Source organism: Limnohabitans sp., assembly GCF_044361645.1.
Lineage (GTDB): Bacteria > Pseudomonadota > Gammaproteobacteria > Burkholderiales > Burkholderiaceae_C > Limnohabitans_A.
This window is the reverse complement of the sequence record NZ_JBIKIL010000035.1, coordinates 14,754-31,151: the sequence shown is the minus strand read 5'-3', so window position 1 is coordinate 31,151 and position 16,398 is coordinate 14,754. Positions and strand designations below refer to the sequence as shown.

Here is a 16,398-nt window from a genome sequence, read left to right as displayed (position 1 = left end):
CGATGAGCCCACCAATCTGGAAGCCGGCGCAACACACTGATCTCATGCGAAACATTCTCTTACCCCCTATCAAGTTTGCTGGCCTCGTTCATGGGCTTTTCGGGCTCGTGCTTTTGTCGGTCATGGCACCGGCATCGAGTCAAAAAGCGCCCTCTGAAAGCTTGTTCGATTACAAAATACCACCGGGAGACCAGCTCAGCAATTTGGTCGTATTTTTGCTGAAGTTGCCAAACGATGCCAACAGCGCCTTGCTTCACCTGAAGCAAATCAACCCCGATGTTGATTTGCTCCAGTTAAAAACGGGACAAACAGTGCAAGTCCCCTTGGCCTGGCTCAGGTCACAGAGCCAAAGCGCCAAGGTCAGCCAAGTGTTATGCAAAGGGGCTTTTTGGCCGGATACAACACACCCTGTGTCCAAAGCCCTTCAAGTCGGCGATGGGGTGGGTGAAGGTGCCGTATTGCGAGTGCCAGCCGGTTGTCAATTGACACTCAGCATGCCGGACGGGTCGCGCGTTCACCTGCCCTCTGGCGCGAGCGTAAAAATCGAGCGCTTGCGGATTCCAAATGTTTCTGGCTTGCCGCAGGTTCGCTTCAAACTATTGCAAGGACGCATGGGTGTGGATGTGCTGAAAAAAAGGCCGTCCGGCTCAAACTTTGAAGTGCAAACGCCCCAAGCAATTGCAGGGGTTCGAGGCACACAGTTTCGCGTGGGCTTTGACGACACCCAGATCAGCCGATTCGAGGTGATTGAAGGTGAAGTGCAGCAACAAGGCCTGAACGACAACACCACCAGTCAGCTGCAAACTGGCATCGGTCAGTGGGTGGACGCCCGAGGGACCAGCGCAATGCCGACTGCGCTGCCCGCTGCGCCCCAATTCCAACAGTTTCTGCCTCAAAACCCTTCAGGCTCAGGCAACCTGTTGTTTGCACAAGAGCCCAAGGCCGTCGCCTACAGCTGGCGGCAAAACCCAAGCGTCAACCACTTCTCGATGAACGGCGAGCTGAGCGCACAGCCTTTGAAATTGCCCACACGCATGCTGAGCACCATGGCACAAGTTTGGTTTGTCTCCAGCATCGATTCTGCAGGCTTACAAGGACTTGAGCACACGTACGCCATGTGCCATGAAAGTGCTGGAATCCAAGGCGGATTTTGCAGCGCAGCATTTGACACCAGCTTTTTCAACGGTCGGCCTATGCGCCTGACACTCTCCCTTGAAAACAGGGGTGCGTCAAACACCACAGACATGCGGTTCTTCGTGACAGCGCCTGACAACGGGACCTTGTGGGTCGGTGGCCTGAAACCCGGGGCATACCGCTACCACTTGAGCCATTTACCAGAGCACGGAGAATCTGGAAATCCTGAGCATTGGGTATCCCAAACGGGGCAGTTCCAGCTTGTCAATGTCTACACCGGTAAACCTTGAGCCCAAAAGCCTGACCCAGAATGCGCGTCAACTGATTGACCGCATCTTGGCGGTGGCACTGCCCCTGCTGGTGTTGAGCTTTTTGACTTGGTCCCAGCTGGGCCAGTCCTTGGTCTACAAATTAGACGATCAGGTTTTTAAGTGGGCCGAAATCACCCATTCGAGCGATATTGTGGTGATTACGCTCGATGAACTCAGCATTGCCGAATTGGGCGGGTGGCCAATTTCGCGCAGCCACTATGCGCAATTGCTGCATCGTTTAGCGCACCCAGAGCATAGGCCCAGGGTGGTGGGCATGGACATCCTCTTTTTGGATGCAAGACCAGAGGATGCCGAAATGTCCCTGGCCATGCAACAACTGCCGGTGGTGCTGGCGACACGCCAAACGGATCCAACAGAGACAGCGAAAATCGCCGGTGCTGCGCCTGAACATTTGTGGCAAAGGCCGACGGCTTCTTTGTCCGGTGCCGCTGCACTGGGACATATTCACTTGCGCTTTCACAGCGACGGCGTGGTCCGAGGCATGCAGCCTTGGCTTGATGGCATGCCCCACATGGCGGTGGCCATGGCCTTGGTGGGTCAACAAAGAATACGCCGCCCACCCCCTGCGCAAACCGAAGTGTTGACGCGCAGGATGAATCCGGATGGTGGTTTTCCCAGCTTGTCTTTGTCTCAAGCACTGGACCCCAATTTTTCTCTGGCCATGATGCGGGACAAATGGGTGCTGGTCGGGGCCACAGCCAGCAGCTTGGGAGACATGCATGTCACCCCCCAAACAGGCCTGACCGGGATGCCGATTCCAGGGGTCTATCTGTTGGCCGGTGACTTGAACAACGTGTTAAATGACAAGTGGGTGAACGCAGCACCACGCCTGCACGTGTTTGCACTCAGCGCCGGCATGCTGATGGTTTTGATACTGCTCACTTGCGCCTGGCGCAGTGGCGTGATGCTGCGCTTGCATGCGGTTTGCATTGGCTTGGTCATGGCCTTGATGAGCTTGAGTTTGGCCGAATTTAACTGGTGGTTGGGGGCCATCCCGTTTTGTTTGGCCCTGCCCTTTGGGTGGCTTTACTTGGTTTCACGCAAGCTCGAACACGCCTTGAGCTTCATGAAACTGCAACTCAGACTGTTGTCACAAACGTCCTTTAAATTGGGCGCAACGCAAAATCCACCCAGATCGCCGCCACAGCAAGACAAGCCCAGCATGTGGCGAGACCCAATTGACCAAGTCAGTTCGCAGCTTCTTTCGCGCACCACCGAATTGAATGACCACTTGCGCTTGCTCGATGCCATCGTTTTGCAAATGCCAGATGCCTTGGCTGTTTTCGACGGTCAAGGCCACCTGGTCACCGCCAACCCCAGCATGACGCGCTGGCTGTTGTGGCATAAGCAAATTTCGGACGATGAGATTTCAAGCATGACCCTGGCTGATGTGCGTCAAGCACTGGGCTTTGATCCGATGCAGCCCATATCACCCGCAAGCTTGATACACATAACTTCCCCCAAAAGCACCCTGTATTGCTTGTGCACAGAAAGCAGCCTTTTGGGCCCTGCTGCTTTACCGCTGCACATGCTGCGCATTCACGACATCACCCCCCTGCGTCAGCAAGAGGAACAGCGACAAAAGACTTTGGCATTTTTGTCGCATGACATGCGCACGCCCGTAGCGGCCATTGCGGCTGTGGCCGAGCGCTTGGCGCGACAGCCGGTGGAGGCACGGCAAATCATCCGCTCAGCGAGCGACATTGTGGCTTACACCGAACGCCTGATGGCGATGATGGACGGCTTCATTGACTACAGCCAAGCCACATTGGCCGAATTGAACAAAGACGTGCATTTGCTTAGCAACCTGCTCGACGATGCCTTGGCCCAAGTCAAGGACTTGGCAGAACAACAAAACACCCGCTTTGTTCTGGAGGAAACCGACTACCCACTGGCCATCGAGTGCGATGCCCACTTGGTGGTTCGGGCACTGGTCAACACCCTTGTGAATGCTTTGCACCACGGACAAACCGGTGGCCAAATTTGGGTGAACACGTCCAGAGTCGAGAGACAAACACAAGGGTTCGCGGTCGTTCAAATTCGCAACACCGTGGGCGAGGAGCCCAGAGACCCCATGGTGCGAGGCTTTGGCCTTGGACTGGAGTTTGTCCGCATGGTCATGGCGCGACACGGTGGGACCATGCAGGCGAGTTGGTGGGATGACTTAGAAGACCCGCGCGCCTCAACCCAGGGCTGCGCGACATTGTTGTTGGAGTTGCCCAACGTCCAACTCGACCCAGAGATCGAGGGCTGAGTGACTCAATGCAATTGCCCTGATGCGGGCATTGCCGGGTAAAAAGCAAATGTCAAAGCGCTCGCGCACAAGGCATTTGTGGTGCGCAAAAAACTTGAAAACTGAACAAGGCCCTCAGCGGGCCGCTGGGCGGCGCGGCGCCATCGGTGCACGTCCAGCCAAGTGACGGAAGCTGATGCGCCCTTTGCTCAGGTCGTAGGGCGAGAGCTCCAGCGTCACGCGGTCACCCGCCAAAATGCGGATGTGGTTTTTGCGCATCTTGCCGGCCGAATACGCGATCAATTGATGGCCATTGTCCAAAGTCACGCGAAAACGCGTGTCGGGCAAGACCTCGTTGACCACACCCATCAGTTCAATCAGTTCTTCTTTAGCCATTTAAAACGTCTTTCTCAAAGCAGGATCGGTTTCGTCGTCTGGCGCTCCACCCACAACATGCCTTCGTTGAGGGCGTATTGGCTGGCGGCGGCCGGTGTGGCGAATTCGGGAACAAACCGCATCACACGGTCGGTGCTGGCGCTGCCACGGCCACTGGCCACGGACACTTGCGCGCCAAATGCGCCATTGGGCAAAGCCCTGGAGCAGGGCTGAATTCGGAATTTTCCCATGTTGATGGGTTGGTGTGAACAATAGAAAAGAGTCATGTATTTTAACGAAGGGGGTCGAACCGCACACAAGGCCCTCGAGGGGGCTGTTTGGCGGAACGGTTTTGGCATGTCCTGCTGCCAAAAAGCTCCCTCGAATGCCAGCTGCAAAGCTTGGCGAACAACCGCACCGTGCAGAGGTGCATGAAAGGGAAGCAAAAAAATCGTCTGAGCCCAGCTTTTAAAAGCATGGCGGGCGATGAGCACAGTGGAGGACAAGACTGGCATCCCTCTGCCGGGATGCGCTATCGGCTCGGGTAAGAGCGAGATGGGCATAAGTCGCCAATGGCGTGACGCACTGTAACACGTCTGGGTTGAAGGCCCTCAACCCAGGGCTCACACAGGCATCAGACCCACCGTGCAATGCCCGCAGCCACCATGCTCAACAGCAAGGTGCTGGTGATGGGAATGAAAAATTCGCGGCCGAACAGGCGAAAGCGGAAGTCACCCAGCAGGCGGCCGATGCCGATTTTTTGCAGCCATTTTTGCAGGCCGCTGAAAATGATCAGCGCCAAAAACACCACGATGAGCCAACGCAACATAGCCAGCCTTGATGCCGTTCAGAGGCGGTGCGAGCGGTCGCCCTGGGCAAAGCCCTGAGCGGCCCAGTCGGCCGAGGTTGCAAAACCGACCACTTTGAACAACTCGCCCATTTCGTGCTCGTTGATGAGGCGCTGCGCTTGGCTGCGTTCGGCCAAGTTGGCACTGGCCATGCGTTCGGCCAGGCCCAAATTCAGCAAAAACCAGGCTTGGCTGGCGTAGCCCAGCACCTGCAGCCCGGCGTTTTGCGCGGCCAGCGCCACCCCGGTGAAGTTCACGTGGGCCGTGATGTCTTTTTGACCCACCGACACCAAAGGGTTGCCGTCGGCCTGGTGCAGCTGGTGGCACATCACGGTGCCCATGAGGCGCTGGGGGTGAAAGTATTCAGCCTCGGGAAAGCCGTAATCGAGGAAAAACGCCGCCCCACCCCGCCCAGCCAGCAAGCGCTCGGCCAGGCTGGCGATGAAGGCTTCGGCTTGGGGGTGGATTTCGGTCAAATAGTCGTGCTCGCCTTCGATGTGCACAGGCGGGCGCAGATCGGTGACCCGGTCTTGCCAGGCAAAGCCAAGGCCATCAGCTTCGGCCACGCTGACCACACCGCGCTCATGCCAGACGCCTTGCGTACGCTGCAAGAGCTGCACCGGCATGGCGTCGAGCAACTCGTTGCCCAGCACCACGCCCTCGATGGCATCGGGCCAGGCGTCGCGCCAGCCCACTTTGTCGGCGTGTTTCAACAAGGTATCGGCCTGACGGGCGCGCAAAGTGCCTGACAAATCGATGATGGTGTAACGGCGCACCGCATCGCCCAAGTTGTCCAGCAGTTGCAGGGCCAAAGCCCCGGTGCCCGCGCCAAACTCCCACACTTCGTTGGACCCCGTGGCCTGCAAGGCTTGGCGTACCTGCGCGGCCAAGGTTTGGCCAAACAGCGGGGACATGCCCGGCGCGGTCACAAAGTCGCTGCCCGAAGACGGCATGGTGCCGAACTTTTGCAAGGCATTGGTGTAGTAGCCCAGCCCCGGCTGGTACAAGGCCATGGCCATGAAACGGTCAAACCCGATCCAGCCGCCGGCTCGGGCAATGGCCTGGTGGATCAGCGAGGTCAATTCAAAAGGGGGATGGAAATTCGACATGGGCAGCTGCTGATTGTCGCCCAAGGCGTGCAGGGCTTAGCCGGGGTACTGTGACGGGGTACTGTGACGGGGTAGTGGGTTTGAATCCATGGCTTGGCCGATAATTGGCGTTTGGCTTGACCCGGCATCCATGCTTGAGCAAGCATGGCCCCCCGGACCAAGTTCGGGGTGACAAACTTTTTGAACCAAACTTCGCTGGCCAGTCATCCCCTTGAACGCAAGCTGCTCACATTCATGAAACAAGTTCTGGTCACTGGAGGCGCTCACCGCCTGGGCGCCGAGATCGTCCGCCAATTTGCGGCGGCGGGCTGGCGCGTGTGGTGCCATTACCAACGCTCGGCCGATGCGGCCAAGGCGCTGCAGGCTGAACTGCAGGCCGCAGGGAGCCATGTGGAATGTGTGCAAGCCGATCTGGCCCAGAGCGACCAAGTCGAACAGATGATGGCGCACATCATGCAATGCCACGGCCCGCTCGACTGCTTGGTGAACAACGCCTCGCTGTTCGAGCCGGACGAGGGCACCGACATGGACCTGCCCGGTGCCCGCCTGCAGCTGGAAGTGAATTTGATCGCGCCCATGACGCTGGCTTCGCTGATGGCCCAACAAGCCGCTCCTGAAACTCGTCCCGGTCAGCGCAGCGTGGTCCACATCTTGGACCAAAAGGTGTTCAACCTGAACCCCGACTATTTTTCGTACACCGTCTCCAAGCTCGCACTGGAGCGCGCCGTGGCTTTGCAGGCGCAAGCCTTGGCCCCCTTGCGGGTGTGTGGCGTGGCCCCGGGCCTGATGTTTTTGAGCGGCCCGCAAACCCAAGAAAACTTTGACCGCAACAGCCGCGTGAACCTGCTGCGCCACCCGATCGACCCGGCACAAGTGGCCGCCACTTGCCTGTTTTTGGCACAAAACCCCTGCATCACCGGCACCACCGTGTGTGTGGACAACGGCCAGCACCTGGTGCCTTTGGCACGCGACGTGATGTTTTTGGCTGACCCGAAAGGCGCTGCATGAGCGAGCTGATGACCCAGTTGGCGCTGAATTGCCGCCGCCTGTTTTTACGCAACCACACGGTGGACGTGCGCATCGGCGCGCACGACTTTGAAAAGCTTGGCCCCCAGCGCATCGTCTTCAATGTCGAGTTGTTTGTGCCTTTCAGCGCATCCACCCCCACGCAGGACGACTTGGCCGAGGTGGTGGACTACGACTTCATCCGCGAGGTGATCGCCAAGCGTATCGCCATCGGGCATGTTGTGCTGCAGGAAACCTTGTGCGACGACCTGATGCGCGAGTTGATCGCCCACCCGCAGGTGCAGGCGGTGCGCCTGTCCAGCTGCAAACCCGATGTGTACCCCGACTGCGAGGCCGTGGGGGTAGAGATTTTTCAAACCAAAGCCGCGACATGAAAACCCCTGCTGGCCAACAAACCCTGGAGCTGACTGGTCTGCGCTTTGACGCGAATCTGGGCATTCTGGAGCACGAAAAAACCGAGCCGCAACCGATACAGGTGGACGCCGAATTGAATTTGGGCACGCAGCCCTTGCTGCCCAGCGACGACGACATCCACGCGGTGCTGGATTACCGCAAGGTGCGCAAAATCATCATCGACGAATGCACAGCCGAACACATCAACCTGCTGGAAACGCTGATCGGCAAAGTCTCGAACCGCCTGATGCAGTTGCCCGGCGTGCTGGGTGTGCGCGTCAAGATTGCCAAACTTGAAATTTTTGAAGACTGCGAAGTGGCCATTCGCATGGAAACCGGACAGTGGTGAAGCTCATGAACACAACAATTGAAAACACTTGGGTAGACGCTGAGGCCCAAGCCAGCGATGCGGCGGCCAAGGCCATCAAAATCGAGCGCGAAACCCACAAGCTCGAAAAACGCCTGTGCCGCCAAATGGGCCAGGCCATCAGTGACTTCAACCTGATCGAGGCGGGTGACCGCATCATGGTCTGCATGTCGGGCGGCAAAGACAGCTACGGCATGCTCGACATCCTGCTCAAGATGAAGGCCCGCGCCCCGGTCGACTTTGAGTTGGTGGCGGTCAACTTGGACCAAAAGCAGCCAGGCTTTCCTGAGCACATCCTGCCGGCCTACCTCAAAGCGCTGGGTGTCGAGTTCCACATCGAGACGCAAGACACCTACTCGATCGTGAAGGACAAGATCCCCGAGGGCAAGACCATGTGCAGCCTGTGCTCGCGCCTGCGCCGGGGCATTTTGTACCGCGTGGCGCGCGAGCTCAAATGCAACAAGTTGGCGCTGGGCCACCACCGCGACGACATGCTGCAGACCTTCTTTTTGAACATGTTTTTTGGCGGCAAGCTCAAGGGCATGCCGCCCAAGTTGGTCAGCGACAACGGCGAGTTCATGGTGATCCGCCCGCTGGCTTATGTGGCCGAGACGGATTTGATCCGTTGGGCGGCGCACCGACAGTTCCCCATCATCCCCTGCACACTGTGTGGCAGCCAAGAGAATTTGCAACGCCTGCAGGTGGGCAACATGCTGCGCGAGTGGCAAAAAAAGCACCCCGGTCGCATTGAAAACATGTTTGCGGCTTTGCAAAATGTGGTGCCCTCGCATTTGATGGACGCCAAACTTCACGGCTTCAAGGACCTGAAAATCACCGGCATCGAATCGGACGACGGCGACAAAGCTTTTGACGAGGATGAATTCAAAGAAGCCTCTTTGCCCGGCATACAGCTCATTTCAATGTGAACCCGCAGGAGAGCAGCTTTATGAACACCATCGTTCGACGTTTTACCTTGGCCTTGGCCTTGGCCACTGCGGCCCTGGGTCTGCTGTCGGCTTGTGCTTCGATGCGCTTGATCGACAGCGATGTGGTCTCGGTCCCGGCTGTGCCCGCGGGCATGAGCCTGCAAGGCGCCAAGTACCGATTTGAGCGCCTGCCTTCACAAATCCACAACCCCGAAGCCGGACTGGCCGAACAACAAGCCCAAGCCGCCATGACCGCCGTGGGCCTGGTGCGCGACGATGCTGCGGCCCAACTGAGTGTGATGGTGGGCTTCAGTGGTGACCACTACTTGGCCGACCCTTGGGGACGGCCCTTGGGGCCGGGCTGGACGCCCTACGGCAGCATCACCATCGGCTCAGGTTTTGGCTCACACATCGGGCTAGGACTGGGCATGCGCTTTCCGCCGCCCACACATTACCGCCGTGAAGTCAGCGTCGTCATGCGCGACCTGACATCGGGCCAAGTGGTGTACGAAACCCGCGCCAGCCACGCAGGCCCTTGGAGCGACAGCGTGCCGATTTTTGCCACGCTGTTTCAAGCCGCGCTGGCCAATTTTCCCAACCCGCCGCCCGGGTTGCGCCGGGTCAATATTGAACTGCCGCGTTGAACCGCTTGGCCCCATATGTCTGAACCCACCCGAATTTTGGCGATTCGCCACGGCGAAACCGCTTGGAACCTGGATACCCGGCTACAAGGCCATTTGGACATCCCGCTCAACGCGTCGGGCCTACGCCAAGCGCAGCTTTTGGCCCAAGCGCTGGTGAAGGGCGACGACATCGATGCGATTTATGCCAGCGATCTGGTTCGCGCGCACGCCACAGCCCAAGAGATTGCAAAGGCTGTGGGTCAAACGGTGACGGCGCATGTCGGTTTGCGCGAGCGGCATTTTGGTGCGTTTCAGGGGCACACCTATGCAGAGATCGAAGCCACCCAAGCCGAACACGCATGGCACTGGCGCAAACGCACCCCTGAATGGGCACCGCCTGAAGGTGGCGAATCTTTGGTGGCGCTGCATGCCCGCATCGTGCACACGGTAGACGACCTGGCTGCAAAGCACCCGGGCCAGCAAATCGTGTTGGTGGCGCATGGTGGTGTGTTGGACATCTTGTACCGCGCGGCCACCCGCTTGGATTTACAAGCGCCGCGCACCTGGCAGCTGACCAACACGGCTGTGAACCGCTTGCTGTGGACGCCACAGGGCCTGTCCATGGTGGGATGGGGTGACATATCCCACCTGGACTCGTTGGCTAAAGACGAATCGTCTTTATAAGGCGCTGTTTTGCAGCGCGGCGATGCGCTCTTCAATCGGCGGGTGCGTGCTGAACAGCTGACCGATGCCACCGGCAATGCCCATGGCGGCCATGGTTTTGGGCAACTCGGCGGTGTGCACACCGCCCAGGCGGGCCAAGGCGTTGATCATGGGCTGCTTGCGGCCCATCAGCTGGGCCGCACCGGCATCAGCGCGGAATTCGCGTTGGCGGCTGAACCAGGCCACGATGATGGCGGCGACAAAGCCCAAGACAATGTCCATCACGATGGTGGTGATGTAGTAGCCCATGCCGGGGCCGGTGCTTTGGCTGTCGCCCTTGCGCAAGAAGCTGTCCACGGCATAACCCACAACCCGCGAGATGAAGACCACGAAGGTGTTCATGACGCCCTGGATCAGGGTCATGGTGACCATGTCACCGTTGGCAATGTGCGCCACTTCGTGGGCAATCACGGCCTCGATTTCTTCGTGCGTCATGTTTTGCAGCAAACCGGTGGACACAGCCACCAAAGCCGAATCGCGGAAGGCGCCGGTGGCAAAGGCGTTGGGATCGCCCGGAAAGATGCCGACTTCGGGCATGCCGATGCCGGATTTGTCTGCGAACTTGCGCACGGTGTCCACGATCCAGGCCTCGTCGGCATTGGCGGGCTGCTGAATGATCTGAACCTTGGAGGTCCACTTGGCCATGGGCTTGCTGATGAGCAAAGAGATGATGGCGCCACCAAAGCCAAAGATCAGCGCAAAACCGAGCAAGGCACCCAAGTCCAGGCCGTTGGGCGTCAGGAATCGGTTCACACCCAGCAAGCTGGCCACAATGCCCAACACAACCACAACGGCCAAGTTGGTCATGACAAAAAGAAAAATGCGTTTCATGTTGAGATTCACTTTCAGCCCGAAAAAAGCGGGCACGTTGGTGGGGATATTAGGGTGTCGGATTGCAAATTCAAGCCCCCGAAACGAATTCCGGATTGGCGTACGGTTTTTGAACCTCAGGGCGTGTGCGCTGCGGCCTGAAAACGCTGGCATCGGCGTAAAACCCCGGGTCTTCATTGGCAGGCCACCAGCCGGGTACGCCCAACAATGGCAAGGGGCTGAAGGGTTTGCGGGCCAGTTTGTCGGGCGTCAGGTCTTGTGCCAGCCAGGCGTCGATGTGCTCGGGTGGCACATCCTCGGGCACGCGCCACAGGTGCACGGTGATGGACTTGTAGGGCTGCACGGCTTTTTCGAGCGCTGCATGGCCAAAGGCCCACAGCCGGGTGTGTGCCCACTGGCCACGCCAGCCCACCAGGGCATCGGCCCAGCGGTGCTCGGTGAGTGCCGACCACAGGGTGTCCGAAGCTTGAATCAAGAGCGCGTTTTCGTCGAACACGGTGGCCGTATCGCGCACCGCGCCCCGCACCTGACCCACCCCAGCGCGGGCGATTTCCTGCGCTTGCAACTGGTTCAAGCGCTGCTTGGCCAAGGGAAAGTGCATCCAGCACAGGGCGTTGAAAAAGTCGTGCAAACCTTCTCGGGTGGGCACCTGACCGGTGGCAAAGATGAAGTCTTCATAGGCTTGGCCTTCGGGCAAGTCGCTTTGCGGCACAAAACGCACCGGGGCCAAACCCGCCTGACTGAGCGCCTGCGGCTGGGGACAGCCTGCAGCCACTTGCTGCGCCAGCGGCTCGCCCACAGCACGCCATTGGGCCAGCCAGGGGGCGGCCCAATCAATGTCGCGCACGGCCAAAGTCGTGGCCGTTTCGCAGCGGCGTCCCGGCAAGTTCAGATTCAAGCCCTCACCAGCCGCCAAGGCAAACTTTCGCCCGAGCGCAGGGGCTTGAGTTCGGCCTCGCCAAACGCGTAACTCTCGGGCGGCGTCCAGTTTTCGCGGCGCAGCGTGATGCGGTCGGTGTTGCGCGGCAGTGCGTAAAAATCGGCCCCAAAGAAGCTGGCAAAACCCTCGAGCTTGTCGAGCGCGCCTGCATGGTCAAAAACCTCGGCGTACATCTCCAGAGCCGCGTGTGCGGTGTAGCAGCCTGCGCAACCGGTGGCGTGCTCTTTGAGGTGCGCGGGGTGCGGCGCACTGTCGGTGCCCAAAAAGAAGCGCGGGTCGCCCGAGGTGGCGGCCTGCACCAAGGCTTGGCGGTGCGTCTCGCGCTTGAGCACCGGCAGGCAGTAGTAATGCGGGCGAATGCCGCCCGTGAAGATGGCGTTGCGGTTGTACAGCAGGTGGTGCGCGGTGATGGTGGCACCCAGGTTGGCGTCACCCGCGGCCACATAGTCGGCGGCCTCTTTCGTGGTGATGTGTTCCATCACAATTTTCAGGCCCGGGAAGTCGCGGCGCAAAGGCATCAAATGCCGCTCAATGAACACCGCTTCACGGTCAAACAGGTCGATGTCGGACGAAGTCACTTCGCCGTGCACCAAGAGCAGCACGCCTTCGCGCTGCATGGCTTCGAGCACCGGGTAAATTTTGCGCAGATCGGTCACGCCTGCATCGCTGTTGGTGGTGGCACCGGCCGGGTACAACTTGCAAGCCACCACACCTGCGGCCTTGGCACGGGCAATCTCAGCCGGGTCCAGTTTGTCGGTGAGGTACAGGGTCATGAGCGGCTCAAAAGCCATGCCCGCTGGCACGGCGGCCAGGATGCGCTGCTTGTAGGCCATCGCCTGCTCGGCCGTGGTCACCGGCGGTTTGAGGTTGGGCATGATGATGGCGCGGGCAAATTGCGCAGCGGTGTGCGGCACCACCACATTCAAGGCGGCGCCATCGCGCACATGCAAGTGCCAGTCGTCTGGGCGGATGAGGGTGAGTTCTTGGGTCATGGCGCGTATTGTCGCAAACCTGTGGCTTTCGTTTTGGCCTTTGTTGACGCAGATGCGCTGGCCTTGACGTTGCACGAGGCCGGGCTGAGCAGCGCCGCAGCGGGCGGATCAGGGCGGCTGCTTGTTTGAGCGAAGCGCGTTGACAGCCGATACCGCCCGTCGCCAGCCACGCAAGGAAATCGAAGGACCCTGACTGCTACTCGCCTTTCTTGGCTTGCTTGGCTTGGCTTGCTTGGCTTGCTTGGCTTGCTTGGCTTGCTTGGCTTGCTTGGCTTGCTTGGCTTGCTTTGACGAAGCAAAGAAAGCAAGTGCGTCGCCGGGTGCAATCCCAGTCAACGCACCTCAAAAAGAACTCAGCATTTAATTGGGATCTGACCCCGATTAATGACCCCGATTAACTGCTCAACCGCAAGCGATGGGCGTAGGAGGAAAATCTCCTCAGTGCCCTAGGATCTTGGACAAAAAGTCTTGTGCCCGATCGGTTTGCGGCGCGTCAAAGAACTGCTGGGGAGGGGCTTGCTCCACCACCTGGCCTTGGTCCATGAAGATGACTCGGTCAGCCACCGCCTTGGCAAAGCCCATCTCGTGCGTCACGCACAGCATGGTCATGCCCTGGCTGGTCAGCTCGATCATCACGTCGAGCACCTCCTTGATCATCTCGGGGTCGAGGGCCGAGGTGGGCTCATCGAACAGCATGATCTTGGGCGTCAGGCACAGCGCACGCGCAATCGCCACGCGCTGCTGCTGACCGCCGGACAACTGCAAGGGGTACTTGTTGGCGTGCTCAGCAATGCGCACACGCTCCAGCTGCACCATGGCTTTGTCGATGGCTTCTTTGCGCGGCATCTTGGCCACCCAGGTGGGTGACAAGATCAGGTTTTCCATCACCGTCAGGTGCGGGAAGAGGTTGAACTGCTGGAAAACCATGCCGACTTCGCGGCGCACTTGGTCGATGCCTTTGAGGTCATCGCCCAGCACAGTGCCATCCACGGTGAGGGTTCCTTCTTGGTATTCCTCCAAGGCATTGATGCAGCGAATCAACGTGGACTTGCCCGAGCCCGAGGGGCCGCAGATGACGACTTTTTCGCCTTTGGCGAATTGCAGGTTGACGTCGCGCAGCACGTGGTAGCCATTGCTGGCATACCACTTGTTCACGCCTTTGAACTCGATGATGGGGTTAGCGTTGGAGGTCATAAAGGTCTTTCGATCAGCGGACTTTGCTCACGGCCGTGCGTTCTTCGATCCACAGGCTGTAGCGCGACATGGCAAAGCAAAACGCGAAATAAATGAAGGTGATGAAGAGGTAGGCTTCGATCTTGAAGGGGCGCCAGTCGGCGTCCGAGTTGAGCGCCAAGCCCAAGGCACCTGTCAGCTCGTACAGCGACACGATGGTCACCAGCGAGGTGTCTTTGAACAAACCAATGAAGGTGTTCATGATGGAGGGCACCACGGTGGTCAGGGCCTGGGGTAAGACGATCATGCGCTGGGTTTGCCAATAGCTCAGGCCTAGGGTGGCTGCCGCCTCGGTCTGGCCCTTGGGCAAGGCCTGCAGACCGCCTCGAATCACCTCGGCCATATAGGCCCCAGAAAACAACGTGATGCCCACCACCACCCGCACCAGCACGTCGATCTTCACACCTTCGGGCATGAACAAAGGCAGCATGAACGAGGCCATGAACAACACGGTGATCAGCGGCACGCCGCGAACCAGCTCGACGTAGAGCGTGCAAAGTGTTTTGATGGCGGGCATGTTGGAGCGCCGCCCCAAGGCCACGAAGATGGCCAACGGGAAGGCCAGCGTCATGGAGATCACGGTCAGCATGACTGTGAGCGGCAAACCGCCCCATTGGTCGGTATCGACCTCGGTCAGTCCAAAGAAGCCGCCTTTCATAAGCACGAAGTACACGGTCAGCATGAGTAGCCAGACCAAGGGCAAGGCCTTGTTCCAAAAACGCGGCATGCAGCTGATGACGACCACACCCAACATGAGGGCGGTGGCGATCACCGGACGCCAGTGCTCGGCCTGAGGGTAGCGGCCCATCACGATCAAGCGGCCTTTTTCGGTGATCACGCCCCAGCAGGCCCCTGCGCCGCGCACGTCGTTGCAGGCTTGCAAGTTGCTGCCAAAAACAGCTTGCAACACAGCCCAGTCGAGCGAGGAAACCAACGCCCACAGGCACACGGCCAGCAGCGCCAACGACATCAGGCTGTTGCCCGGGGTGGAAAACAGATTGCCGCGCAACCAGGCCACGGGGCCTGTGCTGCGGCCCGGCATGGGCCGGGCTTCTGTGGATTTGAAAACATTCATGTCAGCGCTCCTGGATGGCGGCACTGGCGTTGAACCAGTTCATGAGGGCCGAGGTGAGAAGAGACAGCGTCAGGTACACCAACATCACGATGGACAAGGCCTCAATGGCGCGGCCCGTTTGGTTGAGAGTAGTGTTGGCAATCGAGACCAGTTCGGGGTAGCCAATGGCCACAGCCAGCGAGGAGTTTTTGGTCAAGTTCAGGTACTGGCTGGTCAGCGGCGGGATGATCACGCGCAAGGCCTGCGGGAGCACCACCAGGCGCATGGATTGGCTTTTGCTCAGGCCCAAAGAGGCCGAAGCCTCGTGCTGGCCCAGCGAAACCGAAGCGATACCCGAACGGACCACCTCGGCAATGAACGCAGCCGTGTAAAACACGAGGCCAAACAACAAGGCCATGAACTCGGGGCTGAAGGCGCCACCGTCTTCTATCTGGAAGTCGCCCTTTTTGGGCAAGTCCCATTCGCTGGGCGCGCCACCGATCAACCAGCCAAGCACGGCCAGCACCAGGGTGACCGCCACAGATACGGCCCAGACCGGGCGGATCTGACCGGTCCGGTCAAAATATGCCCGTGCCATGCGGCGGTAAAACCACGCAAAAACCAAGCCCAAACCCACACCGATCAGGGCCAGCGTCTGGCCCAAATGCCACACGGGCCAAGGGAAGGAAATGCCGTTTTTACTCAAGAAGAAATGGCCCGCATTCCAAGCATTGTCAAGGTCGGGCAGCATCTCGGTGAAGACCAGATACCAGATGAGCAACTGCAGGTAGACTGGCACGTTGCGGAAAAATTCGACGTAGGCGTAACAAATTTTACGCACCAAAAAGTTGGCCGAAAATCGCCCGACACCCAAGAGCACGCCCAAAACGGTGGCCAGCACGATACCAATCACGGCCACCTTGAGCGTATTGAGCATGCCGATGGCAAAGGCCATAAAGTAGGTGCTGTTGTGCGCGTACTCGATCACTGTTTCGCTGATGTCAAAGCCAAACGGTTGAAACAGGAAATCGTAGCCGCTCTGTATGCCACGCAGGCGCATGTTGATGAGCGTGTTGCGCACCAACAGGGCCACCAGCGCCAAAGCCGACAAGATGGCGACGATCTGGTAGATGACCGAACGCCCTTCGCGGCTGTGCCACGAAATCGATCGGCTTTTCTTGCCGGGCAAAGGCCTGGCTTCGATCATGGAAAAATGAGACATGTGATCTGCCTGAAAAATGACGGGATGGTAAAAAATA

The 16,398-nt window shown here is 59.0% G+C and carries 18 protein-coding genes; 8 read left to right on the top strand and 10 right to left on the bottom strand.

The genetic code is table 11. The features are described from left to right. Nucleotides 1–2 precede the first annotated feature (2 nt). Both ACIQ39_RS07495 and ACIQ39_RS07490 read left to right on the top strand, forming a co-directional pair. A complete protein-coding gene (locus ACIQ39_RS07495; protein WP_396433989.1) occupies nucleotides 3–1,424 on the top strand; it encodes a FecR domain-containing protein in 1,422 nt (473 codons plus the stop codon). Then, nucleotides 1,402–3,720, top strand: a complete 2,319-nt coding sequence (locus tag ACIQ39_RS07490) for a CHASE2 domain-containing protein (RefSeq protein ID WP_396433988.1) — start codon at nucleotides 1,402–1,404, stop codon at nucleotides 3,718–3,720. The genes ACIQ39_RS07495 and ACIQ39_RS07490 overlap by 23 nt, the downstream gene beginning before the upstream one ends. Nucleotides 3,721–3,834: 114 nt before the next feature. Here ACIQ39_RS07490 and infA read toward each other — a convergent pair whose 3' ends face one another. The 4 genes from infA to ACIQ39_RS07470 form a co-directional block, all read right to left on the bottom strand. Further along, nucleotides 3,835–4,095 carry a translation initiation factor IF-1 gene (gene infA, locus ACIQ39_RS07485; RefSeq protein WP_396433987.1) on the bottom strand — a complete coding sequence of 87 codons (261 nt, stop codon included), beginning with the start codon at nucleotides 4,093–4,095 and terminating at the stop codon, nucleotides 3,835–3,837. 14 nt (nucleotides 4,096–4,109) lie between these two features. Continuing rightward, nucleotides 4,110–4,325 carry a hypothetical protein gene (locus ACIQ39_RS07480; protein ID WP_396433986.1) on the bottom strand — a complete coding sequence of 72 codons (216 nt, stop codon included), beginning with the start codon at nucleotides 4,323–4,325 and terminating at the stop codon, nucleotides 4,110–4,112. A gap of 383 nt (nucleotides 4,326–4,708) precedes the next feature. Then, nucleotides 4,709–4,903: a DUF2905 domain-containing protein gene (locus tag ACIQ39_RS07475; protein ID WP_396433985.1), complete on the bottom strand. Its 195-nt coding sequence runs from the start codon at nucleotides 4,901–4,903 to the stop codon at nucleotides 4,709–4,711. A gap of 18 nt (nucleotides 4,904–4,921) precedes the next feature. Further along, nucleotides 4,922–6,031: a class I SAM-dependent methyltransferase gene (locus ACIQ39_RS07470; RefSeq protein ID WP_396433984.1), complete on the bottom strand. Its 1,110-nt coding sequence runs from the start codon at nucleotides 6,029–6,031 to the stop codon at nucleotides 4,922–4,924. A gap of 234 nt (nucleotides 6,032–6,265) precedes the next feature. Between ACIQ39_RS07470 and ACIQ39_RS07465 the strand changes: the two genes are divergently transcribed. Genes ACIQ39_RS07465 through ACIQ39_RS07440 form a run of 6 tightly spaced genes read left to right on the top strand, consistent with a single transcriptional unit; the run spans nucleotide 6,266 to nucleotide 10,050 of the window. Then, the gene (locus tag ACIQ39_RS07465) at nucleotides 6,266–7,039 is read left to right on the top strand and encodes an SDR family oxidoreductase (RefSeq protein WP_396433983.1); all 774 of its coding nucleotides are present in this window, start codon (nucleotides 6,266–6,268) and stop codon (nucleotides 7,037–7,039) included. Then, a complete protein-coding gene (locus ACIQ39_RS07460; protein ID WP_396433982.1) occupies nucleotides 7,036–7,431 on the top strand; it encodes a dihydroneopterin aldolase in 396 nt (131 codons plus the stop codon). Before ACIQ39_RS07465 ends, ACIQ39_RS07460 begins: the two co-directional genes overlap by 4 nt. After that, complete coding sequence (locus ACIQ39_RS07455) at nucleotides 7,428–7,799, top strand: dihydroneopterin aldolase (RefSeq protein WP_396433981.1); 372 nt, start codon at nucleotides 7,428–7,430, stop codon at nucleotides 7,797–7,799. The genes ACIQ39_RS07460 and ACIQ39_RS07455 overlap by 4 nt, the downstream gene beginning before the upstream one ends. A gap of 5 nt (nucleotides 7,800–7,804) precedes the next feature. Beyond that, complete coding sequence (ttcA, locus tag ACIQ39_RS07450; RefSeq protein ID WP_396433980.1) at nucleotides 7,805–8,743, top strand: tRNA 2-thiocytidine(32) synthetase TtcA; 939 nt, start codon at nucleotides 7,805–7,807, stop codon at nucleotides 8,741–8,743. 20 nt (nucleotides 8,744–8,763) lie between these two features. Further along, nucleotides 8,764–9,387 carry a hypothetical protein gene (locus ACIQ39_RS07445; protein ID WP_396433979.1) on the top strand — a complete coding sequence of 208 codons (624 nt, stop codon included), beginning with the start codon at nucleotides 8,764–8,766 and terminating at the stop codon, nucleotides 9,385–9,387. 15 nt (nucleotides 9,388–9,402) lie between these two features. After that, nucleotides 9,403–10,050, top strand: coding sequence for a histidine phosphatase family protein (locus tag ACIQ39_RS07440; protein ID WP_396433978.1), 648 nt, complete (start codon nucleotides 9,403–9,405; stop codon nucleotides 10,048–10,050). Here ACIQ39_RS07440 and htpX read toward each other — a convergent pair. The 6 genes from htpX to ACIQ39_RS07410 form a co-directional block, all read right to left on the bottom strand. After that, entirely contained in the window at nucleotides 10,045–10,920 is an 876-nt protein-coding gene (gene htpX, locus ACIQ39_RS07435) for a protease HtpX (RefSeq protein WP_396433977.1), read from the bottom strand. The genes ACIQ39_RS07440 and htpX overlap by 6 nt on opposite strands. A 70-nt stretch (nucleotides 10,921–10,990) precedes the next feature. Then, nucleotides 10,991–11,818: a DUF3025 domain-containing protein gene (locus ACIQ39_RS07430; protein ID WP_396433976.1), complete on the bottom strand. Its 828-nt coding sequence runs from the start codon at nucleotides 11,816–11,818 to the stop codon at nucleotides 10,991–10,993. After that, nucleotides 11,815–12,852, bottom strand: a complete 1,038-nt coding sequence (pyrC, locus tag ACIQ39_RS07425) for a dihydroorotase (RefSeq protein WP_396433975.1) — start codon at nucleotides 12,850–12,852, stop codon at nucleotides 11,815–11,817. The genes ACIQ39_RS07430 and pyrC overlap by 4 nt, the downstream gene beginning before the upstream one ends. A 438-nt stretch (nucleotides 12,853–13,290) precedes the next feature. Then, complete coding sequence (locus ACIQ39_RS07420; protein ID WP_396433974.1) at nucleotides 13,291–14,046, bottom strand: amino acid ABC transporter ATP-binding protein; 756 nt, start codon at nucleotides 14,044–14,046, stop codon at nucleotides 13,291–13,293. Nucleotides 14,047–14,059: 13 nt separating this feature from the next. Continuing rightward, the gene (locus tag ACIQ39_RS07415) at nucleotides 14,060–15,160 is read right to left on the bottom strand and encodes an amino acid ABC transporter permease (RefSeq protein ID WP_396433973.1); all 1,101 of its coding nucleotides are present in this window, start codon (nucleotides 15,158–15,160) and stop codon (nucleotides 14,060–14,062) included. 1 nt (nucleotide 15,161) lies between these two features. Further along, nucleotides 15,162–16,361, bottom strand: coding sequence for an amino acid ABC transporter permease (locus ACIQ39_RS07410; RefSeq protein ID WP_396433972.1), 1,200 nt, complete (start codon nucleotides 16,359–16,361; stop codon nucleotides 15,162–15,164). Between the last annotated feature and the right edge of the window lie 37 nt (nucleotides 16,362–16,398).